Raw genomic sequence first — 24,324 nt, 5'->3', positions numbered from 1 at the left:
GAAGGAGCATCCCCATGGGCGATACGCGCGGCCTCAAGATCCTGTCCACCCTGGCCGAGGATGGCCGGCTGACCGTCGAACTGGCCGAGGAAAGCCTGCCACCACCCAAAGGGCATGAGATACTGGTCCGGGTCGAAGCCGCGCCGATCAATCCGTCCGACCTTGGCCTGTTGTTCGGCCCGGCCGATGTCGAGAATGCCGACTATGGTGATGGCCGTATCGTCGCGCAAATGCCCGATCCCGCTCGTCGGGCCATGGCATCTCGCGTCGGTGATGCGATGGCGGTCGGCAATGAAGGCGCCGGTACGGTGATCGCAGCGGGCGAAGCACCGGAAGCGCAGGCGCTGCTGGGAAAGCTCGTCACCTGCGTGCCAGGCGGCATGTTCGCTCAATATCGGCTGGTCGATGCCCGTTCCGTGATGGCGCTGCCCGACGGTGCGACCGCCGAACAGGGTGCGTCCGCCTTCGTCAATCCGATGACCGCGCTGGGTTTCGTCGAAACGATGCGCCGCGATGGGCACAAGGCGATCGTCCACACCGCCGCCGCCTCCAATCTCGGCCAGATGCTGGTGCGCATCTGTCAGGAAGACAATGTCCCGCTGGTTAACATCGTCCGCAACCAGATGCAGGTGGACGTGCTCAAGGCGCTGGGCGCGGAACATGTGCTGGATAGCTCCAGCGAGGATTTCCGCGCGCAGCTTCAGGCCGCGATCGAGGCGACAGGCGCCACCATCGCCTTCGACGCGATCGGCGGCGGGACATTGGTGGGGCAGATATTGCATGTCATGGAGCAGGCCGCGAACCGGGGGGCGTCCTACAGCCGCTATGGCTCTGATGTCCTGAAGCAGGCCTATATCTATGGCGCGCTCGATATGACGCCTACGGTCATCACGCGCAGTTTCGGCTTCAGCTGGAATGTGGGTGGCTGGCTGCTCTTCCCCTTCCTCCAGCGCGCCGGGGCCGAGACGGTGGAGCGGATGCGCCAGCGCGTGCGCGATAGCCTCACCACCACCTTCGTCAGCCCTTATAAGGCGCGTATCTCGCTACAGGATGCGCTGACACGCGACGCGGTGCTGGCCTATAATGCGCGGCGGACAGGCGAAAAATATCTGATCGTGCCCCAAGGGTAGCCAAACTTACTCGGCAAACCCGTCAGTCGCGCGGATCAGCGCGTCCAATATCCCCGGCTCATTATAGGCATGGCCCGCGCCCTCGATCATCTCGAACCGCGCCTGCGGCCAGGCGCGGTGGAGCGCCCACGCGGTTTCGGCCGGGCAGGCCATGTCGTAGCGGCCCTGCACGATAACGCCGGGGATGTCCTTCAGCCGGCCCGCGTCGCGGATCAATTGTCCGTCCTCCAGCCAGCCGCCATGGACGAAATAGTGATTTTCGATCCGCGCGAAGGCGAGCGCGAAATCATCCTCGTCATGGGTCGCGGACAGGGCGGGATCGGGCAGCAGGCGGATCGTCTCGCCCTCCCACACGCTCCAGGCGCGGGCGGCGGCGATGCGGGCGGCGCGGTCCTCGCCGGTCAATAGCGCACGATAGGCGGCGACCATATTGCCGCGTTCGGCTTCCGGAATCGGCGCAACGAACCGTGCCCACTTGTCGGGATAGATGCGACTGGCTCCCTGCTGATAATACCAGTCAATCTCGCTCTGCTGGATGGTGAAGATGCCGCGCAACACCAGTTCGGTCACACGTTCCACATGGGTTTGCGCATAAGCAAGCGCAAGCGTCGATCCCCAGCTGCCGCCGAACACGAGCCATTGGTCCACGCCCATCATTTCGCGCAGCCGCTCTATGTCCGCGACGAGGTGCCAGGTCGTGTTGGCGTCGAGATCGGCATGCGGAGTCGACCGGCCGCAGCCGCGCTGGTCGAACAGCAGCACGTCGTAGCGTGCAGGATCGAACAGCCGCCGATGGTCGGGCGAAATGCCCCCGCCCGGCCCGCCATGCAGGAAGACCGCGGGCTTGGCCCCCGGCGTGCCGGCCCGCTCCCAATAGACATGATGGCCATCGCCGACATCAAGATGGCCGGAAGCATGGGGGATGATCGGGGGATAGAGCGTGCGCATGACCGCTCTTGTAGCAGTCCGGGCGGTTTCGACCAGCGACTTGAAGCATCGACCACCGGCATTGAGTGGCACGCCCGTCCGGCTCATCATCCGCGCCTTCAGGAGGGACCATCATGCGCGCATTTTCCATGCTCTGCCTTGCCGCCACGCTGGGGATCGCGGCCCCGACGCTCGCCGCCACATCGCCCGATTATGCCGCCGCGCTAGCCGATCCCAAGCGCCCGGCGGGCGCCAAGGAGATGGACGCCAGCCGCAAGCCTGCCGAGACGCTCGCCTTTCTAGGTCTGACGCCCGGCATGAAGGTAGCCGATATCATGACCGGAACGGGCTATTGGGCGGAGATCATGGCCGATGCGGTCGGGCCGAAGGGCAAGGTGACGGCGTTCGAGCCTAACCAGTTCTACACCCAGCCCGAAGAGCAGAAGAAATGGCAGGCGCTGGTCGCCCGCCGGCCCGAAGTGCAATGGGTCCGCTATCCATTCGAGGCGTTCAGCGCCCCCGCGAACAGTTTCGACTTTACCATCATCAACATGAGCTATCATGATCTCTACTGGCAGTCGGACAAATATGGCATTCCGCGCACCGATCCGGCGGCCTTCGTAAAGATGCTCTACGCCGCGACCAAGGCGGGCGGGATCGTCGGCATCGTCGATCATGTCGGCACGCCAGGCGACACGCGCGAAGTCGTGGACAAGTTGCACCGGATCGACCCGGCTGTCGTGAAGGGGGATTTTGCCGCCGCCGGCTTTGTGCTGGAGGCGGAAAGCCCGCTGCTCGCCAATCCGGCGGACGATCATGGCAAGCTGGTCTTCGATCCGGCCGTGCGCGGCAAGACCGATCGTTTCCTGTTCCGGTTCCGGAAGCCCAAGGGCTGAATGGCCCGACCGCTTCATGCCGCAACCTGATTCGAACGAAGCTTGCGCGGCGCATCGCCACAACTATATGGCAGCGGATCGTCGATCGGATCAGTGTCTTCGCGGGTTATGATCCTGATAAGGACATCTAAGCGATAGGCATTGGGGTTGATGTCCAGCGTCTTGCCGGTTTCAACCTGAAGCAGCATTTTGAGGCGGTGTGCCTTACGATAAATCATGTCAGGTAATAGCGATGGATTGGGTTCCGGTAGTCTTCGTTACGTTCAAGCTCCTCGTGTTCGGAACATGCATGTTCTTCGCTATCAAGTGGCATTACGATCAAGGGAAGAAGAAGAAAAACGAAGCCAGCGAACAGCAACCGCCCGCAGAAAACGCCCCTGACGCCGCAGAGTAGTCGCCCCTGGCAGCGATGGGTTATGTTCCACAAATCCATCACGGTAACGTCTGGCAATTTGACCGCAAGGCGCAGGATGACGCAGCCCAGTGCCGCTGCCATCCTACGCCCATGAACCTCGACGACCTCGACCGCCATGGTGCGGCGCGCCTGCCTGCCCTGCTCTCCCCCGACCAGTGCGCCGCGATCATATCGCTGTGGGACGATCCCGCCGCTTTCCGCAAGGAAGTGGTGATGGCGCGGCATGGCTATGGCAGCGGGCGTTATCGCTATTTCACATATCCTTTGCCGCAGCCGGTGGCCGCGCTGCGCGAAGCACTCTGGCCGGCACTGGCCATGCAAGCCAATCGCTGGGCCGAGATACTGGAGACAGGCGACATCTATCCCGCGCGCCACGCCGATTTCCTCGCCCGCTGCGCCCTTGGCGGGCAGGACAAGGCGACGCCGCTGCTGTTGCGCTATGAGAAAGGCGACTGGAATGCGCTGCATCAGGACGTCTATGGGCCGCATATCTTTCCGTTGCAGGCGGCGATCCTGCTGTCGCAACCGGATCGGGATTTCAGCGGCGGCGGCTTCGTCCTGACCGAACAGCGCCCGCGCATACAGTCCCGCCCAGAAGTCGTGCCGCTTGTCCAGGGCGACGCGGTCATCTTTCCGGTGCGCGACCGACCGGTCATCGGTACGCGCGGCATCCAACGCGTGCAGATGCGCCATGGCGTCAGCCGCCTTTTGTCCGGCACGCGCTACACGCTGGGGATCATCTTCCACGACGCCGCCTGAACACATTTTTTTGAGGCCGCACCGCAGAATGTGCCAATGCACATTTTCGAGCACCAGCCAGCACCCGTTCAGGCATCCCATTACAATTTGCGACAAATTTGTCCGGCAAATGCCAGAATCTTGCGACATGTGGCAGCTAGACGAATAGGGGTTCAGGTCTGTCTTGGGGGGTTTCGTGCGTCGATCCGCATCCGTTTTTCTGTTGCCTTTCCTGCTGGGCGTCGCGCCCGGCGCGCTGATGGCGCAGGAGGATCAGCCCAAAGGGGCCGCCGCCGCGCAGATGGACGAGGGCGAGGAGATCATCGTCACCGGCCAGCCGCAGCGCGGCGCGGTGATCGGCGAGATCGAGCCGGAGCAGCAATTGTCGCCCGCCGACGTGCGCGCACTGGGCGTCACGTCGATCAGCGAACTCATCACCGAATTGTCGCCCCAGACCAACGGCACCCCGATCATCCTGCTGAACGGCAAGCGTATTTCCAGCTTCGCCGAAATCCGCGACCTGCCATCAGAGGCGGTGCAGCGGGTCGACATTCTGCCGGAGCAGGTGGCGCTCAGCTATGGCTATGCGCCGACGCAGAAGGTCGTGAACATCGTCCTGCGCCAGCGCTTCCGCGCCGAAACGGGCGAGTTCAAGCTCGGCACCACCACCGAAGGAGGGCGCGAGAGCGGCGAGGCGGAAACGGGCATATTGCGCATCCGCGGCGACAACCGCTTCACGCTGAACCTGGAATATAGCCGCGCCGCCCGCCTGCTGGAAAGCCAGCGCGACATCATCACCACCCCTTCCAACCGCCCTTATTCGCTGGTCGGCAATATCACGTCCGCGACGCAGGGAGCGGAGATCGACCCGGCGCTGTCGGCTCTCGCCGGCCAGAGCGTGACGATCGCGACTGTACCCGACAGCGCTGCCAATGACGCGCCCGCGCTCGGCGATTTCGTGGCGGGCGCCAATATGACCGACGTCAGCGACATCACCCGCTATCGCACGCTCAGCCCAGCAACGGAAAATTTCTCTGCCAACGCGACTCTGGCCCGCGCGCTCGGCGGCGTTTCCGCGACACTCAACGGCCGGCTCGAACTGTCGGAAAACGACTCGCTGCAAGGCTTATCCACAGCCGCGCTCGGCCTCGACGCGGGCAGCCCCTTCTCGCCCTTCGGCCAGGACGTCACCCTCTATCGCTATCTGGCGCAGGCCGGCGCGCTGGGGCAGCAGATACGCGGCACCACCGGCCATCTCGGCCTGACGCTGAACGGCCAGATCGGCCGCAAATGGCAATGGTCCTTCACCGGCAATGGCGACCTGTCGATCACCCGCACCCGCACCGACCGTGGCGCGTCGACCGATGCGATCCAGGCGGCGCTCGACGCGGGCGACCCGGCGGTCAATCCCTATGGCGACTTCGCGCCGGGCCTGCTCGCCACCCGCATGACCGACACCGCTCGCGCCAAGAGTCAGGCGGTGACCGCCGACCTGCTGGTCAGCGGCGCGCTGTTCCGCATGCCGGCGGGCGATGTCATGACCTCCATCCGGGTCGGCGCTTCCGCCAACGGCTTCGAAAGCCGGTCGACCCGCTCAGGCATCGACCGCACCACCGACTACAGCCGGGAAATCGGCAGCGGGCAGGTCAGCATCGACGTGCCGCTCACCAGCCGGTCGAAGGGCGTGCTGGGTGGCGTCGGCGATATCGGCGTCAATCTGAACGTCGCGGCGCAGCAATTGTCGGACTTCGGCACGCTGTCGACGCTGGGCTATGGCCTGCGCTGGCAACCGGTGAAGGCGGTACAGATACTGGCGTCGGCCAATCAGGATCGCGCCGCGCCGACAGGATCGCAGATCACCGATCCGCTGATTTCCACGCCCAACGTTTCCGTCTTCGACTATGCGACCGGGCAGAGCGTGTTCGTGACCCAGTTGTCGGGCGGTAACGCATCCCTTCGTGAGAGCGTGCGCGACCAGTTCCGCCTCAGCGCGACGGTGAAGCCGTTCGAGAAGCCGAACCTGACGCTGACGGCGACCTATCTCAACAGCCGCACCAGCAACCCGATCGCCGCCTTCCCGACGCCGACGCCCGCGATCGAGGCTGCCTTCCCGCAACGCTTCCTGCGCGATGCCGACGGCAATCTGTTGCAGGTCGACGCCCGACCGATCAATTTCCTCCGATCGCAGAGCGAGCAACTGCGCTGGGGCTTCGACCTGTCCATCTCGCTCAAGTCGCATATCCAGAAACTGATGGAGGCGTGGCGCGCATCGGGCGGCCGGCCCGAGGATCGTCCGGCCGAATTGAAGGCGCTGATGGGCAATCAGCGCCCCCGCAATCAGGGCGGCCAGGAAGGCGGCCCGCCGCCGGGCGACGGCAGCGGCGATCGTCCCCGTGGCGAAGACGGCGCGCGCGCAGGCGGCGATGGCCCCCGTGGCCCCCGCGGACCGGGCGGTGGATTTGGCGGCGGGCGCGGTCCGGGCGGCGGTGGCGGCGGACGTCTGAGCTTCAGCCTCTACCACACCTGGCATCTGGAGGAGAGCATCCTGATCGCGCCGGGCGTGCCGGAACTCGACCTGCTGAACGGCGATGCCACCGGATCGTCGGGCGGCCAGCCCCGGCACGAGATCAAGGCGCGGATCGGCTATTCCAACAACGGCCTTGGCGCACGGCTGGGCGTCGACTGGGAAAGCGGCACCCATGTCGATGGCGCGCTCGGTGGCAGTTCGCGGCTCGACTTCGGCAGCCTCGCGACCGCGAACCTGCGCATCTTCGCCAATCTGGGGCAGATGCCGCAACTGACGAAGAACGCCCCCTTCCTGCGCGGCGCGCGTGTGTCGATCGGCATCGACAATATCTTCAATCAGCGGCGCGAAGTACGCGACGCGACCGGCGCGACGCCGCTGCGCTATCAGCAGGATTATCTCGACCCGCTGGGCAGGACCATATCGATCAGCTTCCGCAAGCTCTTCTTCCCCAATTTCGGCGCCGGAAACCGGCCGCGTGGTTAAATGATCGTTAGCTACGCCTAAAGCCCATCATTCCCCGGCCGTTATGATCGCATGTAACGAGTTGGGGAGATTGGGGATGAAACCCGTGAGGCTTGTGGTCGTCGACGATTCGCTGACCATCCGCGCGATGATCGAGACGCTGCTGGAGAAGGACCGCCGCGTCGAGGTGGTCGGCATCGCCAGCAATGGAGAAGAAGCGATCGAGATGGTCCGGCTGGAAAAGCCCGACGTCGTGACGCTCGACATCGCCATGCCCGGAAGGGACGGCTTGGCGGTGCTGGACGAGATCATGGACATGGACCCCTGCCCCGTCATAATGCTGTCCAGCCTGATGCGCGAGGGCGCACCGATCGTCGCCGAAGCGATGGACCGGGGTGCAGCCGCCTGCTTCAACAAGGCGATGATCGTGCGCGAGGCGAAGCATTTCCTGACCCTGATCCGCACCGTCGGGCGCGGTTTGGCCGTGGTCGAGGAACCTATGCCGATCGCGGCCTAACTCTCCGACAGACAGGCCTCGGCGAGGGCGGTGACATGGCTGAGATCGGTGCCGCAGCAGCCTCCCCAGATGGTCAGGTGCGGAAAGCGGGTGCGCAGATCGCGGTGCAGGGCGGCAAACTCGGCAACGTCGCCCTTGTCCAGCTGCGTCATGGCATCCAGTTCGGCATGGCTGCATTTCGACGCATTCGCGCGCACACCCCGGATGCGCCCGGTCCATTCGGCCTGCCCGTCCAGCACCGGCGCGAAATGGGTCGGATGAGCGCAATTCAGCATATAATAGGCCGGATAGGCGCAAGTCGCGGCATCGACCGCATCGATGGCCCCTGACAGGCTATCTCCCGTTGGCAGGCGCCCATCGGTTTCCACAGTGAAGCTGATGACGATATTCGCGCCCAGTTGCTGCGCCGCACGCGTCAGCCCGATGGCTTCGGGGATATTGGTCATGGTGATGGCGCTCAACATGTCGGCGCCCGCATCGTGCAGTTGCCGCGCCTGACAAAGATGATAGGCGCGCGCCTCATCCGCCAACATGATCCGTCCCGCCTGATAGCCGTCACCCCGCGGCCCGATGCAGCCACTGACGATGATGTCGGCGATGTGCGCCCGATAATCCTCTCGCAACCGCACCAGCATCGACACGGCATGATCATTCAGCCGCGCCAGTTCCTCATCATCCATCTCCAGCGGCTCGGCCCAATCGGGACTCGCGCGCCATGTCGCACTTTCCAGGATGATCCCCGTCCCCAACCGCTTCGCGAGATCGAGGAAGCCGCGAAAATACTCGTCCAGCGCCTGCCGCCCCTCCTCGCTCTGAAGCAGGGTGATCGACGCGAAACAGGGCAGGTCCAGCCCCCGGTTGAAGAGCATGTCGGTTTCAAGCCCGGCATCGGTCAGGAAGGGGCGATCCAGTTGCGGCAGCCGTGAAACGGACATGGGCATTCTCCCTGAAAGCCCGTGGCTAAGTCCGGTCTATACTCCAACAGAGCGACTGCGGCCAGCCGCCGTCAGGACGCGAGCGAGCGCGGCTGCGGTTGCGGCTGGCGCAGGTCGGCCAGGTCGATGGGGCCGGAGAATTCCACGCCCATGCGGTCGTCCTTCGACCAGCGCGCCGTTGCCTTCACCCGGATATGCTCGGTCAGTTCGATCGCGAAGACGGTGCCTGCCGGCACGTTCCACAATCCCTCTACCAGGGCACCGGTGGCGGAAATATTGCGCACGCGCCCCGTATAGACATGACCGTCATGATGGATCGCGACGGTGCGCAACATGGTCTTGCGCTCGGGCCGGCTCGATTGAAAACCGTTGGGCGCGGCCGCCGTGCTGCCGCCGCGATGGGTGACGAGCACGGCGTCGGCCAACATCGGCTTGCCGTAGATATAGCCCTGGATATGGCTGCATCCAAGCTGACGGATCAGTTCCAGCTCGTCCTGCGTCTCCGCACCTTCTGCGGTCGTATCCATGCCCAGCGCCTCGGCCAGGCTGACGATCGCCTTGATGATCGCGCTATTGCGATTGCCCTTGATCGCGGCGCCGCGCACGAAGCTCTGGTCGATCTTGATCTTGTCGAACGGCGCCTTCTTCAGATAGCCGAGCGACGAATAGCCAGTGCCGAAATCGTCGAGCGCCAGCCGGACGCCCAGCGCCTTCAGCCGCGCAAACATCGAATCAGTGCCGTCATTGTCATTCAGGAAGACGCTTTCGGTAATTTCCAGCTCCAGCCGCTCGGGCGCCAGTTGCGCTCCGGCAAGGGCGTTCATGACCGTAGAGGGGAAACCCGGATTGGCGAACTGGGTCGGCGATACGTTGACGGCGACCCGAATGCCGTCGGGCCATTGCAACGCATCGCGACAGGCAGTGCGGAGCACCCATTCGCCGATCGGCGCGATCAGGCCCGTATCTTCTGCGATGGGGATGAACATCGCCGGAGAAATCGCCCCCCGCGTCGGGTGGTTCCAGCGCAGCAGCGCCTCATAGCCGGTAATCTGCTCGGTCTTGGAAGATACCACCGGCTGATAAACCAGATGAAGCCCATCGGCGGCAAGCGCATGACGCAGATCTTCTTCCAGCTTGCGCCGGTCTTCCGCATCGGCATGCATGTCCGACGAATAGAAACGATGCACCCCCCGGCCATTGCCCTTGGCCGCATAAAGGGCAAGGTCCGCATTGCGGATCAGCGCGTCGGCGGTGACGCCATCCTGCGGGCAGGAGGAGATGCCGATCGACACGCCGATAACCACGGCCGTGCCCTCGATCGAATAGGGTTGCGAGATGCTGGTGATGATGAGTTGCGCCAGCAGAGCCAGTTGCCCCTGCTCCTGATGGCCGGGCAGCAATATCTTGAACTCATCGCCCCCCTGACGACCGACAAGCCCCTTGTCACCCACCACGCGCTGCAAGCGCTGGCTGACCTGACGCAACAATGCATCGCCGGCCGGATGGCCCAGCGTGTCGTTGACGGTCTTGAACCGGTCGAGGTCAAGCATCATCAGCGTGCATTCGCCCCGTCGCCCCTGCCGCTCGGCCACGGCCTGCTCCAGCGATCGAAGCATCTGGATGCGATTGGCGAGGCCCGTCAGCGAATCGAACTGGGCCAGCCGATTCACCTCCGCCTGGCTGCGGCGCATTTCGGTGAGGTCGGTACCCGATCCACGGAAGCCATGGAACTGGCCATATTCGTTGAACACCGGCTGGCCGGAAATCGACCACCAGCGCTCCTCTTTCGACATGGCTGCGCAGACCGCGATATCGGAAAAGCCGGTGCGTGCGGACAGGTGGAAGCCCAGCGTCCGCTCGCCATCGCCCTGCTGCTTGTCCCCCTGGCGGATGATATCTGTGACCGGCTGACCGATCAGGCCGCCCTTCGGCATGTCCAGCGTCTGCGCCAGCGTGTCCGAAATATAGGTCAGGCATCCCTGTCGGTCGGTTTCCCAGAACCAGCCACGCCCTGTGCGCTCATGTTCCTGCAACAGGCGGTCGGATCGCTGCGCGCGCAAATCCTGCCGGTGTCGCTCGATCGCCCGCTCGCGATCAGCCGTCCCCTGCCGGATCGTCGCGATCGTCATCACGAATACGCAGCTCGCCATCAGGCCGACCTGCGTCATGCCTGCCTTCTCCACCACCGATACCAGCAGGGCACCCAGAAAATAGCTGATCCCAAGCAACCGGCGATCGCCGAAGATGCAGACCGCGAGCAACGCCACCGCCAGTTCCGGCACCGCCGCCAGGAAAATCGCGTCCGACGCCGCCTTCGGTTCGCCATTCAGCCACAGGCTGTAGGTAAGCCCCGAAAGGAACACCAACGGCAACATCACCCAATTCTGAACATGCGGCATGAGTTGCCGGAAGCGTTGCTGGCGCGGCAGCAGCATCAGTACCGAATCCACCAGCAGCATCGCGGCCAGCACAGCCGCCTGCGCCAATTCGCTGAAATGGTAGAAGGGCAAATTGAGCAAGGCGACGACGCAGACCTTGGCCAGCAGAATAAGCGGCCAGAGACGTGCGATATGGACGAACGCGCCGGAAATCCAGGAGGCCGCGACCTCCGTACCGCTCCGCGCCAGACCCAGCGCCACCATCAGGGTGATGGGACTGGCAGGACCGTCGGAGGAGGAAGCACGCGTAGAAGACATGCCCATGTTACTAGCAGGCAGTCGTTGACAGAGAATTACTTCGCCGCCGTCAATATTGGCGGCGGCGAAGCTTCATCTGTCCAGCGGGTTCTAGACCCGCATCGGCATCAATACATAGAGCGCCGGGCTCGCGTCGCTTTCGCGGATCAGGGTCGGCGCAGCCGCATCGGCCAGATGCAGCTCGACCAGGTCGGCGTCGATCTGGCCAAGGATATCCAGCAGATAGCGGGCGTTGAAGCCGATATCGAAACCCTCGCCCTGGAACGCGCCGGGTACTTCCTCCGCCGCCGTGCCGTTTTCCGGGCTGGTGACGGACAGCGTGATCTTGTCCTTGTCGAGGCTCATCTTGACCGCGCGGGTCTTTTCGGTGGCAATGGTCGCGACGCGGTCCACGCCTTCCTCGAAGCTGCGCGGATCGATCTTGAGCAGCTTGTCGTTCGCAGTCGGAATGACGCGGCTGTAATCGGGGAAGGTACCGTCGATCAGCTTGCTGGTCAGGATCGCACTACCCAGGCCGAAGCGGATCTTGCTGGCCGACAGCGAAATCGCGACCGACCCCTCGACCTCGTCAAGCAGCTTGCGCAGTTCGCCAATGCATTTGCGGGGTATGATGATGCCCGGCATCCCATCGGCGCCATCGGGACGCGGCACGGTGACGCGGGCGAGACGGTGGCCATCGGTCGCCGCAGCCTTCAACACCGGCTGTCCCTCGTCGGAGACGTGGAAATAGATGCCGTTCAGATAATAGCGCGTCTCTTCGGTCGAGATGGCGAAGCGCGTCTTGTCGATGATCTGCTTGAGCGTTTCGGCCGGCAGTTCGAAACTGGTCGGCAGGTCGCCCTCGGCAATGACCGGGAAGTCGTCGCGCGGCAGGGTCGACAAGTTGAAGCGGGCGCGGCCGGCCTGGATCAGCATTTTGCCATCGGCCGCATGCAGCGACACCTGGCTGCCTTCGGGCAGCTTGCGGGCGATGTCGAACAGGGTGTGGGCGGAAATGGTGGTAGACCCGGCCTGTTCCACCTGCGCCGACACACTTTCCACCACTTGCAGGTCGAGGTCGGTCGCCATCAGCTTGATCGCGCCATCGGCCGATGCTTCGATCAGCACGTTGGACAGGATTGGAATCGTATTGCGCCGCTCGACCACCGACTGGACGTGGCTCAGGCTCTTGAGGAGCGTTGCGCGTTCGATGGTGGCCTTCATGTCCCTGTTCTGTCCGTTCTTTTAAGCCTTTAGCCAGGGATTCGGTCGAATCCCGGCGACAATGATGGATGCTTCTTCATAACCACTGTTGCGACTTGGGCAAGCGTCGCCTTCACGCTTTCGTATCAGCATGCTTGCAAAAGCGAACCGCTTGGGCTTTGCCGGGGGAATGCGCTGCGCCCTTGCTCTATCGACCCTGACGCTGCTCATGGCGACGCCCGCCGGTGCGCGCGATTCGCTCGGCATTTTCGAGAATTGGGGCGCCTTTCGCGATCCCGGTGCGCCACGCTGCTTCGCCATTGCCGAGCCGGTGGCGCGGCGTGGGCAGGCGCGCAAGGGCTTCGCCTCGGTCGGCAACTGGCCGCGCCAGCGGGTGCGCGGGCAACTCCATATCCGCCTCAGCCGCACCCGCTCAACACAGGCGCCGGTGACATTGAGCGTCGGCGAGCGCCGCTTCACCCTGGTCGCGGGACAGGTCGACGCCTGGGCACCAGACGCCCGCAACGACGCACAGATCATCGCGGCGATGCGTTCCGCCAGCAGCATGAGCGTGCAGACGGTCGGCGCGGACGGACGCGCCTTTGCCGATAGCTACGCGCTTCGCGGGGCGGCAACGGCGATCGACGCGGCGGCGCTGGGATGCGCCCGCCTGCGCTGATGTAACGGCCCTTTAAAATTCCGGTAAAATCGACTATGTGCGCGGCCATGCAGACAGCCGCCAGCCCCCTCATGCCGATTCCCGGCCATATCGATCCTGTGCCCGTGCCTCGTGCGGTGACACCCCGTGAGGACGGGCGCGTCGACCTGATGGGCCTGTCGCGCCCGCAGATCAAGGGCGTGCTGGAGGAAGCGGGGCTGGACGTGAAGGCCGCCAAGCTGCGCTCCAAACAGCTGTTCCATTGGCTCTATCATCGCGGCGTCACCGATTTCGAGGCGATGACCGATCTTGCCAAGCCGATGCGCGGCTGGATGGCCGAACGCTTCGTCGTCGGTCGCCCGCAGGTGGTGGAGGCGCAGGTGTCGTCCGACGGCACCCGCAAATGGCTGCTCCGCTCGGACGACGGGCAGGATTATGAAATGGTCTTCATCCCCGATGCGGACCGCGGCACGCTGTGCGTGTCCAGTCAGGTCGGCTGCACGCTCAATTGCAGCTTCTGCCATACCGGCACCATGCGGCTGGTGCGCAACCTGACGCCGGGCGAGATCGTGGGGCAGGTCATGCTGGCGCGTGACGCGCTGGGCGAATGGCCCAAAGGCAGCATGGCGTCGGCCAATGACGATGAGACGGACGAGACGTCGCAATATACGTCGGACGGCCGGATGCTGACCAACATCGTGATGATGGGCATGGGCGAGCCGCTCTATAATTTCGATCATGTGCGCGACGCGCTGAAGGTGGTGATGGACGGCGACGGCCTAGCCCTGTCCAAGCGCCGCATTACCCTGTCGACCAGCGGCGTCATTCCGATGATGGCGCGCGCGGGCGAGGAAATCGGCGTCAATCTCGCCGTCTCGCTCCATGCCGTGACCAAGGATGTGCGCGACGAACTGGTACCGATCAACAAGAAATATGGCATCGAGGAACTGCTTCAGGCCTGTGCCGACTATCCCAGCGCCAACAACGCCCGACGCATCACCTTCGAATATGTCATGATCAGGGACAAGAATGACAGCGACGAGGATGCGCGCGAGCTGGTCCGCCTGCTGCGCCATTACAAGCTGCCGGCCAAGGTCAACCTGATACCGTTCAATCCTTGGCCTGGTACCGACTATGAATGTTCGACGCCGGAGCGGATCAGGCGCTTTTCCGACATCGTGTTCGAAGGCGGCATCAGCGCGCCGGTGCGCACCCCGCGCGGCCGCGACATCATGGCGGCGTGCGGCCAGCTCAAGTCCGCGAGCGAGAAGAAGAGCAAGGCTGAACTCAAGCGCCTGGCCGAAGAAAAGCAAGCCGCGCTCGGATGATCCGGGGCTGACAGGCTGCGCCCATGGGCGCGACACGAAACCCCGCCCGAAACGGCGGGGTTTTCTTTTTTGGGGGAAGATGATGACCGACGACGACATCGACATGCTGGCCGAGGACTTTCTGGCCTGCGCTCTGCCCAAGGAACGCTGGACGCATGAGGCGCATTTCGCGACCGCACTCTCGCTCATCCTGAAACGCCCCGACATTCGGCCGGAGCGCGACATGCCGGACATGATCCGCCGCTACAATGAAAGCGTCGGTGGCGTGAACAGCGACACCAGCGGCTATCATGAGACGATCACCCAGGCCTCGCTCCATATGGCGCGCCGCCTGATCGCTGGGCTCCCCGATGGCGTGACACCCGCGGCCGCCCTTACCGCGCTGATGGCTTCGCCGCTGGGCAACAAGGACTGGCCCTTCACCTATTGGTCGCGCGAACGGCTGATGTCGGTGGAAGCGCGGCGCGACTGGGTAGCGCCGGATGTGCAGCCGCTGCCCGCATAGTTATCCACATAGAAAAAGGGCGGCCCGTGAGGACCGCCCTTCTCCTGCTTTGATCTTCCGAGAGGGATCAGAAGCGGAAACCGACGCCAACCAGGCCGGCGTCACGGCCGCCGATGTTGGCTTCATATTCGCTGCGCTGATATTCAGCCGAGATGTAGGTGTTCGGGGTCACGGCATATTCCAGACCACCGCCGTAGCGGACGCCTTCGAACGACGCGCCGGCGCCGCTGACGTCGATGCGGGTGTTGGCATAGCCGACCTTGCCGAACGCCAGAACCTGCGGCGTCAGGGTGTAGCCGAGGCGGACCGAAGCGGCCAGGTCACGGCTGACTTCCGCACCGGCGCCAGCGCTGGTGGTGCTGTCGCTGAACGACACTTCGGGACCGAAGGTCACGCCGTTGGTGACGGCGAGGTCATAGCCGGCGGTCACGCCGTAGGTGAAACCGTCACGGCCGTCGAACTTGTCGTAGCCCAGCGTCACGCCCGCGCGCGGCCCGGTGAAGGGCGCAGCGTCCTGAGCGAAAGCAGGAGCGGAGAAAGCAGCGGCAGCAGCAATCGCTGCGAAAATCACAGTCTTCATAAAGTCCTCGATATTATTCTTGTCGCCGTGACTTAGGTATTCATCCGGCGTTCAGGTTCGATGCAAAGCAATCATGAACTTATTCTCACGATTCCTCCTGCTTCTTTTCTCTCTATTATCAGAGAGAGAAGAGCGCGATCTGCATCTTGATCGTGCAAGGGCCATCTAGGATCGCCCGATTGAGTTGCAAAGGGGTTAGGCCTTTATTTCAATCAATTTCGCCCCTTGTGTTGCAAAACGGTTACAGCCCACTTTACATGCCCTTGACAAAGGCGACTCTGGACCCGCGTCGAAAATCGGATAGGATCACACCATGGACAGCCCGATCGACAGCATCAATGCGATCGTCAGGCGTCACCGCCTGTCCACCCGTCTATGGCACTGGCTGAACGCGCTGCTGCTCTACATATTGTTCAGCAGCGGCCTCGGCATCTTCAACGCCCATCCGCGCCTCTATTGGGGGCAATATGGCGCCAATTTCGACCATGCCTGGCTGGAGCTGGACCGCTTTCCCGGCTGGATCACCCTGCCCGGTCACTATAGCCTGGCCTTGTCGCGCCACTGGCATTTGGCTGCCGCGCCGATCTTCGCCTTCGCCCTGCTCCTCTACATGCTCTGGAGCCTCGCCAACCGGCATATTGCCCGCGACCTTGCGTTCCGCCGCGGCGATCTGGCGCCGCGCCATGTCTGGCAGGATATCAGGAATCATGCACGGCTGCGCTTCCCCACCGGCAAGGATGCGCTGCGCTACAATATCCTTCAGAAGGCCAGCTATATCGGCGTGATCTTTGTCGCGTTGCCGCTTGTCATCCTGACCGGCCTCACCATGTCGCCGGGCATGAACGCGGCCTGGCCCTGGCTGGTCGAACTGTTCGGCGGGCGGCAGTCGGCGCGATCGATCCATTTCCTCACCGCCTTCGCGCTGGTCGCCTTCTTCCTCCTCCATATCCTGATGGTGCTGCTCGCCGGGCCGGTGAACGAGTTGCGGTCGATGATCACAGGCCGTTATCGCCTGCCCAAGGCCAAGTCCGGGGTGACCCGATGATCCTCACCCGCCGCACCCTCCTCCTCGGCGCGACCGCCTCGCTTTCAGGTTGCGACCGGCTCGCCCGCAACGCGAATTTCCGAGAGGCGCTCTTTTCCGCCGAAAATTTCCACAAGTGGGCGCAACGCAGCCTGATGGCCCGCGATGCGCTGGCGCAGGAATTCAGGCCCGACCAGATTTCCCCCTTTTTCCGCGCCAACGGCACCGCGAACCCCAACACGCCCGAATATAAGGCGATCTGGCGCAGCGGCTTTACCGACTGGCGGCTGCGCGTCGATGGCCTGGTGGCGCGGAGATTGTCGCTTTCGCTGTCGCAGTTGCGCGGCCTGCCCCATCGCGAACAGATCACCCGCCATGACTGCGTCGAAGGCTGGAGCGCGATCGGCAAATGGCGCGGCGTGCCGTTGAAGACCATTCTCGACGGCGCGGGCCTGCGCGACCGGGCGCGCTATCTCGTCTTCCACTGTGCCGACACGATGGGCAGCGGCCAGCCCTATTATGAGAGCATCGACCTCACCGACGCCTTCCACCCCCAGACCATCCTCGCCTTCGCGCTCAACGACCGGCCGCTGTCGGTCGCCAACGGTGCGCCGCTCAGGCTGCGGGTCGAGCGGCAACTGGGCTACAAGCAGGCCAAATATCTGATGCGGATCGAGGCGGTGGAGAGCCTTTCGAGCGTCGGCAGGGGCAAGGGCGGCTATTGGGAAGACCATGCCGGCTATGATTGGTATGCGGGCATTTGACGCCTGCGAAACGACATGACAGGGTAGCGGCATGAAACTGTTTGAACGTGTTCTCAAGCGGTTGGTCTCGCGCGGCCAACTCACCGTCCATTATCATAACGGAGGCAGCTTCACCGTCGGGCAGCCCGATCCGGCCTTCCCCAATCTTGCGCTTCGCTTCAAGGACGGGCGCGTTCCGCTCGACATCATCAAGGATCCGCGCCTTGGCATGGCCGAAGCCTGGATCGACGGCCGCGTCGCCATCGAAGGCGGCGGCATCATGGAATTCGTGTCCATGATCCGCGCCAACAATCCCTGGGAACAGGGCCGCTCCATCGATGCCAAATCCTTCGTCAGCCGCAGCTTCAAGTCCGCCCGCCAGAAATTCTGGCGCCTCAATCACAAGAGCCGTTCCAAGGCGAACGTCGCCCATCATTATGATCTGTCGGGCGCACTCTACGCCCTCTTCCTCGACCGCGACCGCCAATATAGCTGCGCCTATTTCCCCGACGCGGCAAATGAGGCTGGCATCAGCCTGGAACAGTCGCAGGAGGACAAGAAGGCGCATATCGCCGCCAAGCTGCATCTGAAGCCCGGCATGAAGGTGCTGGACATCGGTTGCGGCTGGGGCGGCATGGCGCTTTATCTGCACCGCACCTGCGGCGTGGACGTGACCGGCATCACCCTGTCGGAAGAGCAGCTGAAAGTCGCGCGCCAGCGCGCCGAAGAGGCCGGCGTCGCCGACCATGTCCGGTTCGAATTGATCGACTATCGCGACATGCAGGGGCCGTTCGACCGGATCGTGTCGGTCGGCATGTTCGAACATGTCGGCACCGCCCATTTCCGCACCTTCTACAACAAGTGCCGCGACCTGCTGGCGCCTGACGGCGTGATGCTGATCCACACGATCGGCCGCATCGACGGGCCGGGCATCACCGACGCCTTCACCCAGAAATATATCTTCCCCGGCGGCTATATCCCCGCCCTGTCGGAGATGATCCAGGGCAGCGAGGGCACCCGCCTGATGGTGACGGACGTGGAGGTGCTGCGCATCCATTACGGCCTCACCATCCGCGAATGGTATAAGCGCACCATGGCGCACAAGGCGGATATCGTTGCCCTGTATGACGAACGCTTCTTCCGCCTCTGGACCTTCTATCTCGCCGGCGCGGCGACCGTGTTCGAACATGGCGGCATGGTGAATTATCAGGTCCAATATGTACGCGACCGCCGCGCTCTGCCCATCACCCGCGACTATATACAGGAAGCGGAAGCCGCACTGCGAGGGCGTTGAAACGCATTAACCGTCGCTGACAGCCACGTTCCCGACCGGTTCAGTCAGCCGCGCGCATTCTCCTCCTCACACCCCCCCAAGGGGTTAAGGAGGAGAAACGACATGAAATTTTTATGGAAAAGCGTAGCCGCGCTGACCCTTGCCGTTGCCGGACTCGGCGCGGCGACGGTGCCTGCCCAGGCACTGGACAACCGCCATGGCTGGCGCGGCGATCGCGACGGTCGATGGGATGGCCGTAGAGACAGGCGCTGGGACGATCGCCGCCACTGGCGCGGCGACCGGCGCGACTGGAGGGGCCATCGCGGCTACGACCGGCGCTATGGCTATCGCCAGCGTTGCTGGAACGAATGGCGCTACGACCATTATCGCGACCGTCGCGTGCGGGTGCGCATCTGCCGCTGACGCGCCCATGGCCTTCGTATCGAGCGCAGCCGAAAGGCCGGCCATGGCCTGACTCGGCTTCGCTCGATACGGAAGATCGACGGATCATTGAACCGACTGGCCGCTTCCGGCATTTTCACCCGCATGACTGACCCCATGCCCGTGATTCAGAGCCTCCTGTCGGGCCTCCCGATATTCCTGCTCCATCTTGGCAGCGCCACCCTGGTCTGGCTGGTGGCGCTGGCCCTCTATCTGTGGATAACCCCGCATGACGAGTTCGCGCTGATCCGAGCGGGAAATGAGGCCGCCGCCATCTCTCTGGGCGGGGCGGCGATCGGCCTTGCCGTGCCTTTGGGCTTCTGCCTAGCCGGGTCGGTCAATGTCTGGGACATCGTCATCTGGGGCAGTGTCACGCTGGTCCTGCAACTCATTGCCTTCCGCCTCGTCGATTTCCTGCTTGGCACCTTGTCCGCTCGGATCGAGGCGAACGAGCGGTCGGCTGCCATCTTCCTCGCCATGATGAAAGCGGCGATCGCCTGCCTCACCGCGGCCGCGGTGGCGGGCTGAACCGATGGCTCGTCCCGGCACGCGCAAGGGAGGATGCGGCTGCCTGCCCTTCGCGCTGGCCGGCCTCCTGCTGGTCGCCTGGCTGGGGCAGGATATCGCGCCGCCGCTGGAGATCGAACAATATGACCCGCGCTCGCCCCGCCGTCCGCTGCCCCAAGGGGGCGACGAGCAGTTCGTGATCGAGGACCGGCCCGGCGGCCCCGCCGATTCCATGGGCACCGCCTTCGCCGTCGATCGGGACGGTGCATGGCTGACCGCCGAACATGTCACCCATGGCTGCACCCGCGTGGGTCTGGAGGAGGGCCGCTTCGCCCGCCCGGTGTCGCGGGTGGTGGAAAGCCGGGAGGCGGACGCCGCACTGGTCCGCGACGGCCTGCCCAGCCCCGATGCCCTGCCCCTCTCCAGACGCGCGCCGCAACCGGGTACGCCGGGCTATCATATGGGCTTCCCCGCCGGTCAGCCAACCCTGGTCGTGTCCGAATTGATCGGGGCGGCCAGCGCACGCCGAGGCCGCAGCGATCTCACCCAGCCTGTGCTCGCCTGGGCGGAAAAGAGCCGCATTCCCGAAGGCGACGGCACGCTGTCGGGCATCAGCGGTGGCCCGATCTTTGCGGAGGACGGCCATGTCGTCGGCGTCAACAGCGCATCGACCGATCGGCGCGGTCGTATCCTCACCACGGCACCCGACGCCGTCGCCCGCCTCACCGTCGCCAGCGGCGCCGTGGACGATCACCCCGTCGCCTATCCCTTCGTCAGCCTGGCAGATGCGGAGAATCGCTTCGCCGCCTGGCTGGATCAGGGCGTCATCCGCCGGATTTTCTGCGATGTCGACGAACGGCGTGGCGGTTGACGGAATGGGCGTGGAGGCGCTAGGCGCAGCCCAAATTTCCAAGGATCCTGATCATGAGCGACACGCCTCCCAACCATCTGTCCACCAACCCGAAAAGCCCCCATTTCGACATGGATGTGCTTCAGCGCGGCATCGGCATCCGTTTCAAGGGGCGCGAGCGCAAGGATGTCGAGGAATATAATATTTCCGAAGGCTGGATCCGCGTCGCCGCCGGCAAGACCCGCGACCGCAACGGCAATCCGCTGACGATCAAGCTGAGCGGTGAAGTCGAAGCCTGGTTCGAGAACCCGGCCGAGGGCGAAGGCGAAAAGGCCGCTGACGCCGAATGAGCGATATTGGAAGGGCGCCGACTGGGGCGCCCTTTTTTTTCGAATGGCTTGAAATTGACCCGTTCGCTTCGAGCGAAGTCGTGAAGCGTTCAGACCTCTCCTCTTTCAGTTCAGCATCGTCTCGCGCTTCACGTCGGCGATGATCGCACTCAGCGTCCGGTCCGCCGGCGCGCTGTCGGCAAATTCGATTACGTTCATGTCGGTTTCCAGACGCGGCGCCGCCTTGCGCGCGACCTTTACCGGCATAGCGCGTTCTGCCGCCGGCTCGCGCATGTAGAGCGCTGCGCGACGTACCGCCGGCTTTTCGTCCACGTCCTCCATATCCGCCCTGGCGAAGCGCACGCTCGCACCCAGCGACGGATCGGGGGTAAAGTCGTGCAACTTCGCCTTGGCGGGATATATGAAGCCAAAGGTCGGGTTGATCCGCGCGCCCATCTGGCCGGTCGGACTGTGCCAGACGCGAACCTCGCTCCAGTCGCCATCGTCGGATACGTCGATCGCCAGCACATCTTCCTCGATCGCGCCGGGCACCGACCAGTTGGCATGACGAATCAGCACGCGCCGGTCGTCCAATATCCGGCTGACCACCGCGACATGGCCCAGTGTCATCGGCCCATAGGGTCGGAACGCCAGCACCGCGCCCTTTTTGGGCGTGTGTCCGCGCTTATACTGCCCCTCGGCCTGGTCCCACCAGGTCAGCGCATCGCCGCGTATCGCCACGCCCGACACGGTGCGGGCATAGGGTACGCATTGCAGCATCGCCGCGCCGAAGGCAGGCGCAGTCATCAGCCCGGACAGCAGTAGCGCCACTGCCCAGCTCGTCTTTCGAATCATCTGCGATCCCGAAATGTCAAGAATCGCCCCACCGGGAGCGACCCTAGAGCCGGGATGATTGGGAAAAGGTTAACGGCTCAGAAAGCAGCGCGGAGGCCAGCGCCCCCGGCATTGTCGGCCGAAGCGATGCGGACCGGCTGATCCAGGGTCTTGGGCGCATCGGCATAGATGAAGCCGTTGGCCGGGTTCGAACGCAGCCCCAGGCCGCCGATCGGGCCGTACCATACGCGGACGTCGGTCCAGTCATTGTTCGCCGACACGTCGACGGCGCGGACGTCACGCTCCACACCGCCGCGGTAGGACCAGTTGGCGTGGGTCAGCAACACTTCGCGGTCGTTGACGACCTTGCTCACCATGGCGACATGACCGACGGGCATGGAACGGCTGGACGAGAAGGACAGGACGGCGCCGACCCGCGGTTCATGGCCACGGTCATAACGACCTTCGGCCTGGCCCCACCAGGTGTTCGCATTGCCATGGATGTCGATACCGGAAACCTGACGGGCGAAGGGCGCGCACTGCAACACGGCGGCCGTGGCGGGAAGAGCGATCAGGGTCGAAAGCGCAAGAACAGATGCCGCGAAAACCGCGCGAAACTTGACGAACATCCGATTGCGACCCCGACTTTTTAAGAACTTAACCCCGTTGAGGCTCTTAGGGCAGACGCTGGACGAACCGACAAGTGCGGGGCGACGAGTCGTTTGATCGATGCGTTATACTGCGGAACGAAAAACGTGGCCGGCTGTTACTGTCAGCCGGGTTGCTGACGACAAGTCACTGAAAAGGCTGGATTCAGTTCCCGTCATCCACACCTGCCCGCCGGTTGCGGCCAAACGATCGAACAGCGCGGCTCGTCGCGACGGGTCGAGATGCGCCGCCACTTCGTCGAGCAGCAGGACCGGCGGCTGGCCCCGATCGGCAGCGACCAGCGCGGCATGGGCGAGCAGGATCGACAGCAGCAGCGCCTTCTGCTCTCCGGTCGAACAGAGGGCAGCGGCCTGCCCCTTGGCGACATGGGTGACGGCCAGGTCGTGGCAATGCGGTCCCGACAGGGTCCGTCCCGCCGCCGCATCGCGCCGCCGCCCGCGCGCCAGTCGTGGAGCGAGCGGCTCGTCGCCCCCCTCCTCCCCCTCGATCGCGATCAGCGGCCGGGCGAACGGCTCGTCGGGCTGATCGGCCAACACATGGTTGAGCCGCGCGACCAGATCGGTCCGCGCGTCGGCCAGCGCTGCGCCATGCTCGTCCATTTGCGCCTCCAGCGCGGTCAGCCAGACCGGATCGGCGCGACGCAGGTCGGCCAGCAGCCGGTTGCGCGCGCGCATCGCCGCGTCATAGCGCGCGCTGTGCGCGGCATGGCCCGGATGCAGCGCCAGCGTCAGCCGATCGAGGAAGCGACGCCTCCCACCCGGACTGTCGAGGAACAGCCGGTCCATCGCCGGGGTCAGCCAGACGATCGAGAGATGCTCGGCCAGCGCGTTCGCCGAAGAGGCGACGCCACCGACCCGCACCTGCCGACGGTCGGGACTGGCGGGCGCGACGCCGGTGCCCAGCACCACCCCGTCCACCTCCGCCGCGATGCCGAAACCGCCACCACCATCCTGCCGCGCCATGGCGCTCAGCGGGACGCCGCGCAGGCCACGCCCCGGCGCCAGCATCGACACAGCTTCCAGTATATTGGTCTTGCCCGCGCCGTTGTCGCCGGTCAGCAGGATGAAGGCGTGATCGGGCAGGATCAGCGCATCCGCATGGTTGCGGAAATCGCTCAGGGTCAGGCGGCCGATCATGGCGAGGCTGTAGCGGGGAGCAGCCGCGGGGGAAAGACCCGTTTGCAGCGCACGCCGCCAAGTCGAGGAATCAGGCAGGCGGATAAGCTGGAGGACGGATTGGCGTGGATTTAATTCATGGCCGCTCCTCGCCGATACCGGCCAACAAAAAGGGCGCCCTCGGGCGCCCTTTCCGTTCGTACCTTGAAAGGCCGATTACTTCTTCAGCGTCAGGCCGCCGAAACGCTTGTTGAAGCGCGCCACCTGGCCGCCGGTGTCCAGCTGGCGGTTGCCGCCCGTCCAGGCCGGGTGCGACTTGGGGTCGATGTCGAGCGCCAGCGTGTCGCCTTCCTTGCCCCAGGTCGAGCGGGTCTGGAAGGTGGTGCCGTCGGTCATCTGAACGGTGATCATGTGGTAGGCGGGGTGGGTATTGGCCTTCATGGCGATATGCTCCTTTGATGGCCGGTTTCCGACCGGCCGGATGCGGTAAAATGCGAAGGCGCGCCGTTAGCGGTTTCGGCGCGCCTTTGCAAGAATTTTGCAAGGATAAGCCGCCGCGCCACGATCGGCAACGCGGCGGACGATATCAATCCTTCGGCGGATCGGTGATCATGGCGACGAAATTGGCTTCCGATGCCAGCTTGCCGTCGATCATCGCCTTGCCGCTGAACTTGCAGATCGCACCGCGATTCTGAGTCACTTCGACATGAAGGTCGAGCAGGCAGCCCGGCTCCACCGGCGAACGGAACTTCGCGCCGTCGATGCTCATGAAATAGACGAGCTTGCCGCTATCGGCGAGGTTCATCGATTCCACCGCCAGCACGCCCGCCGCCTGTGCCATCGCCTCGACGATCAGCACGCCGGGCATGATCGGCCGGGTGGGGAAATGCCCCTGGAAGAAAGGTTCGTTCACCGACACCGCCTTGATCGCGTGGATCGACTGGTTGGGCACCAGCGAAACCACGCGGTCGATCAGCAGCATCGGGTAACGGTGCGGCAGCGCGGCCATGACCCGACGGACATCCATCGGGCCAAGGGCGTTC

General features: G+C 64.1%; 27 protein-coding genes. 15 read left to right on the top strand and 12 right to left on the bottom strand.

The genetic code is table 11. The features are described from left to right. Positions 1 to 14 precede the first annotated feature (14 nt). A complete protein-coding gene (locus VMR39_RS19515) occupies positions 15 to 1,130 on the top strand; it encodes a zinc-binding dehydrogenase (protein ID WP_325418161.1) in 1,116 nt (371 codons plus the stop codon). 6 nt (positions 1,131 to 1,136) lie between these two features. Here the strand turns inward: VMR39_RS19515 and pip are convergent, their stop codons facing one another. Beyond that, on the bottom strand, positions 1,137 to 2,078 hold the full coding sequence (gene pip, locus VMR39_RS19510) for a prolyl aminopeptidase (RefSeq protein WP_325418313.1): 942 nt from the start codon (positions 2,076 to 2,078) through the stop codon (positions 1,137 to 1,139). Positions 2,079 to 2,191: 113 nt separating this feature from the next. Here pip and VMR39_RS19505 point away from each other — a divergent pair, with 113 nt between their 5' ends. Beyond that, positions 2,192 to 2,953, top strand: a complete 762-nt coding sequence (locus VMR39_RS19505) for a methyltransferase (protein ID WP_325418159.1) — start codon at positions 2,192 to 2,194, stop codon at positions 2,951 to 2,953. 14 nt (positions 2,954 to 2,967) lie between these two features. Here VMR39_RS19505 and VMR39_RS19500 read toward each other — a convergent pair whose 3' ends face one another. Then, positions 2,968 to 3,141, bottom strand: a complete 174-nt coding sequence (locus VMR39_RS19500) for a hypothetical protein (RefSeq protein WP_325418157.1) — start codon at positions 3,139 to 3,141, stop codon at positions 2,968 to 2,970. 26 nt (positions 3,142 to 3,167) lie between these two features. Next, positions 3,168 to 3,449 (bottom strand): hypothetical protein, encoded by a 282-nt coding sequence (locus VMR39_RS19495; RefSeq protein ID WP_325418155.1) that lies wholly within the window; start codon positions 3,447 to 3,449, stop codon positions 3,168 to 3,170. A 9-nt stretch (positions 3,450 to 3,458) separates the two neighbouring features. On the opposite strand from VMR39_RS19495, the gene VMR39_RS19490 reads away from it, so the two are divergent. The 3 genes from VMR39_RS19490 to VMR39_RS19480 all read left to right on the top strand — a co-directional run bounded on the left by VMR39_RS19490 (position 3,459) and on the right by VMR39_RS19480 (position 7,612). Then, positions 3,459 to 4,127, top strand: coding sequence for a 2OG-Fe(II) oxygenase (locus VMR39_RS19490; protein WP_325418153.1), 669 nt, complete (start codon positions 3,459 to 3,461; stop codon positions 4,125 to 4,127). 238 nt (positions 4,128 to 4,365) lie between these two features. After that, positions 4,366 to 7,116 carry a TonB-dependent receptor gene (locus VMR39_RS19485; protein WP_414712559.1) on the top strand — a complete coding sequence of 917 codons (2,751 nt, stop codon included), beginning with the start codon at positions 4,366 to 4,368 and terminating at the stop codon, positions 7,114 to 7,116. 76 nt (positions 7,117 to 7,192) lie between these two features. Beyond that, on the top strand, positions 7,193 to 7,612 hold the full coding sequence (locus VMR39_RS19480) for a response regulator (protein ID WP_325418149.1): 420 nt from the start codon (positions 7,193 to 7,195) through the stop codon (positions 7,610 to 7,612). On the opposite strand, the gene VMR39_RS19475 is transcribed toward VMR39_RS19480, so the two are convergent. The 3 genes from VMR39_RS19475 to dnaN form a co-directional block, all read right to left on the bottom strand. Beyond that, positions 7,609 to 8,547 (bottom strand): homocysteine S-methyltransferase family protein, encoded by a 939-nt coding sequence (locus VMR39_RS19475; protein WP_325418147.1) that lies wholly within the window; start codon positions 8,545 to 8,547, stop codon positions 7,609 to 7,611. The genes VMR39_RS19480 and VMR39_RS19475 overlap by 4 nt on opposite strands. A gap of 71 nt (positions 8,548 to 8,618) precedes the next feature. After that, positions 8,619 to 11,243 carry an EAL domain-containing protein gene (locus tag VMR39_RS19470; protein ID WP_325418311.1) on the bottom strand — a complete coding sequence of 875 codons (2,625 nt, stop codon included), beginning with the start codon at positions 11,241 to 11,243 and terminating at the stop codon, positions 8,619 to 8,621. Positions 11,244 to 11,333: 90 nt separating this feature from the next. Continuing rightward, positions 11,334 to 12,446, bottom strand: coding sequence for a DNA polymerase III subunit beta (dnaN, locus tag VMR39_RS19465; RefSeq protein WP_325418145.1), 1,113 nt, complete (start codon positions 12,444 to 12,446; stop codon positions 11,334 to 11,336). 169 nt (positions 12,447 to 12,615) lie between these two features. Between dnaN and VMR39_RS19460 the strand changes: the two genes are divergently transcribed. The 3 genes from VMR39_RS19460 (at position 12,616) to VMR39_RS19450 (ending at position 14,916) form a co-directional block, all read left to right on the top strand. Then, positions 12,616 to 13,104 (top strand): invasion associated locus B family protein, encoded by a 489-nt coding sequence (locus VMR39_RS19460; RefSeq protein ID WP_325418309.1) that lies wholly within the window; start codon positions 12,616 to 12,618, stop codon positions 13,102 to 13,104. 47 nt (positions 13,105 to 13,151) lie between these two features. Beyond that, entirely contained in the window at positions 13,152 to 14,411 is a 1,260-nt protein-coding gene (gene rlmN, locus VMR39_RS19455; protein WP_325418143.1) for a 23S rRNA (adenine(2503)-C(2))-methyltransferase RlmN, read from the top strand. Positions 14,412 to 14,493: 82 nt separating this feature from the next. Continuing rightward, positions 14,494 to 14,916, top strand: a complete 423-nt coding sequence (locus tag VMR39_RS19450) for a hypothetical protein (RefSeq protein ID WP_325418141.1) — start codon at positions 14,494 to 14,496, stop codon at positions 14,914 to 14,916. 67 nt (positions 14,917 to 14,983) lie between these two features. On the opposite strand, the gene VMR39_RS19445 is transcribed toward VMR39_RS19450, so the two are convergent. Further along, on the bottom strand, positions 14,984 to 15,496 hold the full coding sequence (locus tag VMR39_RS19445) for a porin family protein (protein WP_325418139.1): 513 nt from the start codon (positions 15,494 to 15,496) through the stop codon (positions 14,984 to 14,986). A gap of 313 nt (positions 15,497 to 15,809) precedes the next feature. On the opposite strand from VMR39_RS19445, the gene VMR39_RS19440 reads away from it, so the two are divergent. The 7 genes from VMR39_RS19440 to VMR39_RS19410 all read left to right on the top strand — a co-directional run bounded on the left by VMR39_RS19440 (position 15,810) and on the right by VMR39_RS19410 (position 20,684). Continuing rightward, a complete protein-coding gene (locus VMR39_RS19440) occupies positions 15,810 to 16,541 on the top strand; it encodes a cytochrome b/b6 domain-containing protein (protein WP_325418137.1) in 732 nt (243 codons plus the stop codon). Beyond that, positions 16,538 to 17,284 carry a molybdopterin-binding protein gene (locus VMR39_RS19435; RefSeq protein WP_325418135.1) on the top strand — a complete coding sequence of 249 codons (747 nt, stop codon included), beginning with the start codon at positions 16,538 to 16,540 and terminating at the stop codon, positions 17,282 to 17,284. Before VMR39_RS19440 ends, VMR39_RS19435 begins: the two co-directional genes overlap by 4 nt. A gap of 31 nt (positions 17,285 to 17,315) precedes the next feature. Then, complete coding sequence (locus VMR39_RS19430) at positions 17,316 to 18,557, top strand: cyclopropane-fatty-acyl-phospholipid synthase family protein (protein WP_325418133.1); 1,242 nt, start codon at positions 17,316 to 17,318, stop codon at positions 18,555 to 18,557. A 102-nt stretch (positions 18,558 to 18,659) separates the two neighbouring features. Further along, the gene (locus VMR39_RS19425; RefSeq protein WP_325418131.1) at positions 18,660 to 18,959 is read left to right on the top strand and encodes a hypothetical protein; all 300 of its coding nucleotides are present in this window, start codon (positions 18,660 to 18,662) and stop codon (positions 18,957 to 18,959) included. A 123-nt stretch (positions 18,960 to 19,082) separates the two neighbouring features. Further along, positions 19,083 to 19,505: a DUF350 domain-containing protein gene (locus tag VMR39_RS19420; RefSeq protein ID WP_325418129.1), complete on the top strand. Its 423-nt coding sequence runs from the start codon at positions 19,083 to 19,085 to the stop codon at positions 19,503 to 19,505. A 4-nt stretch (positions 19,506 to 19,509) separates the two neighbouring features. Beyond that, positions 19,510 to 20,355 (top strand): S1 family peptidase, encoded by an 846-nt coding sequence (locus VMR39_RS19415; protein WP_325418126.1) that lies wholly within the window; start codon positions 19,510 to 19,512, stop codon positions 20,353 to 20,355. A gap of 53 nt (positions 20,356 to 20,408) precedes the next feature. Beyond that, on the top strand, positions 20,409 to 20,684 hold the full coding sequence (locus VMR39_RS19410; RefSeq protein WP_325418124.1) for a DUF3297 family protein: 276 nt from the start codon (positions 20,409 to 20,411) through the stop codon (positions 20,682 to 20,684). Between the two features lie 105 nt (positions 20,685 to 20,789). Here VMR39_RS19410 and VMR39_RS19405 read toward each other — a convergent pair whose 3' ends face one another. The 5 genes from VMR39_RS19405 to fabZ all read right to left on the bottom strand — a co-directional run bounded on the left by VMR39_RS19405 (position 20,790) and on the right by fabZ (position 24,308). After that, entirely contained in the window at positions 20,790 to 21,518 is a 729-nt protein-coding gene (locus VMR39_RS19405; protein WP_325418122.1) for a CHAP domain-containing protein, read from the bottom strand. Between the two features lie 77 nt (positions 21,519 to 21,595). Beyond that, the gene (locus VMR39_RS19400) at positions 21,596 to 22,126 is read right to left on the bottom strand and encodes a CHAP domain-containing protein (RefSeq protein ID WP_325418120.1); all 531 of its coding nucleotides are present in this window, start codon (positions 22,124 to 22,126) and stop codon (positions 21,596 to 21,598) included. A gap of 105 nt (positions 22,127 to 22,231) precedes the next feature. Then, positions 22,232 to 23,302, bottom strand: a complete 1,071-nt coding sequence (gene recF / locus VMR39_RS19395) for a DNA replication/repair protein RecF (protein WP_325418118.1) — start codon at positions 23,300 to 23,302, stop codon at positions 22,232 to 22,234. 195 nt (positions 23,303 to 23,497) lie between these two features. Continuing rightward, complete coding sequence (gene rpmE, locus VMR39_RS19390; protein ID WP_325418116.1) at positions 23,498 to 23,722, bottom strand: 50S ribosomal protein L31; 225 nt, start codon at positions 23,720 to 23,722, stop codon at positions 23,498 to 23,500. Positions 23,723 to 23,867: 145 nt separating this feature from the next. Continuing rightward, entirely contained in the window at positions 23,868 to 24,308 is a 441-nt protein-coding gene (fabZ, locus tag VMR39_RS19385) for a 3-hydroxyacyl-ACP dehydratase FabZ (RefSeq protein ID WP_414712558.1), read from the bottom strand. Positions 24,309 to 24,324 lie beyond the last annotated feature (16 nt).

The sequence above is a fragment of the Sphingobium sp. genome, from assembly GCF_035511395.1.
Lineage (GTDB): Bacteria > Pseudomonadota > Alphaproteobacteria > Sphingomonadales > Sphingomonadaceae > Sphingobium.
The sequence above is the reverse complement of the archived record's forward strand: the minus strand, read 5'-3'. Positions and strand labels throughout refer to the sequence as shown.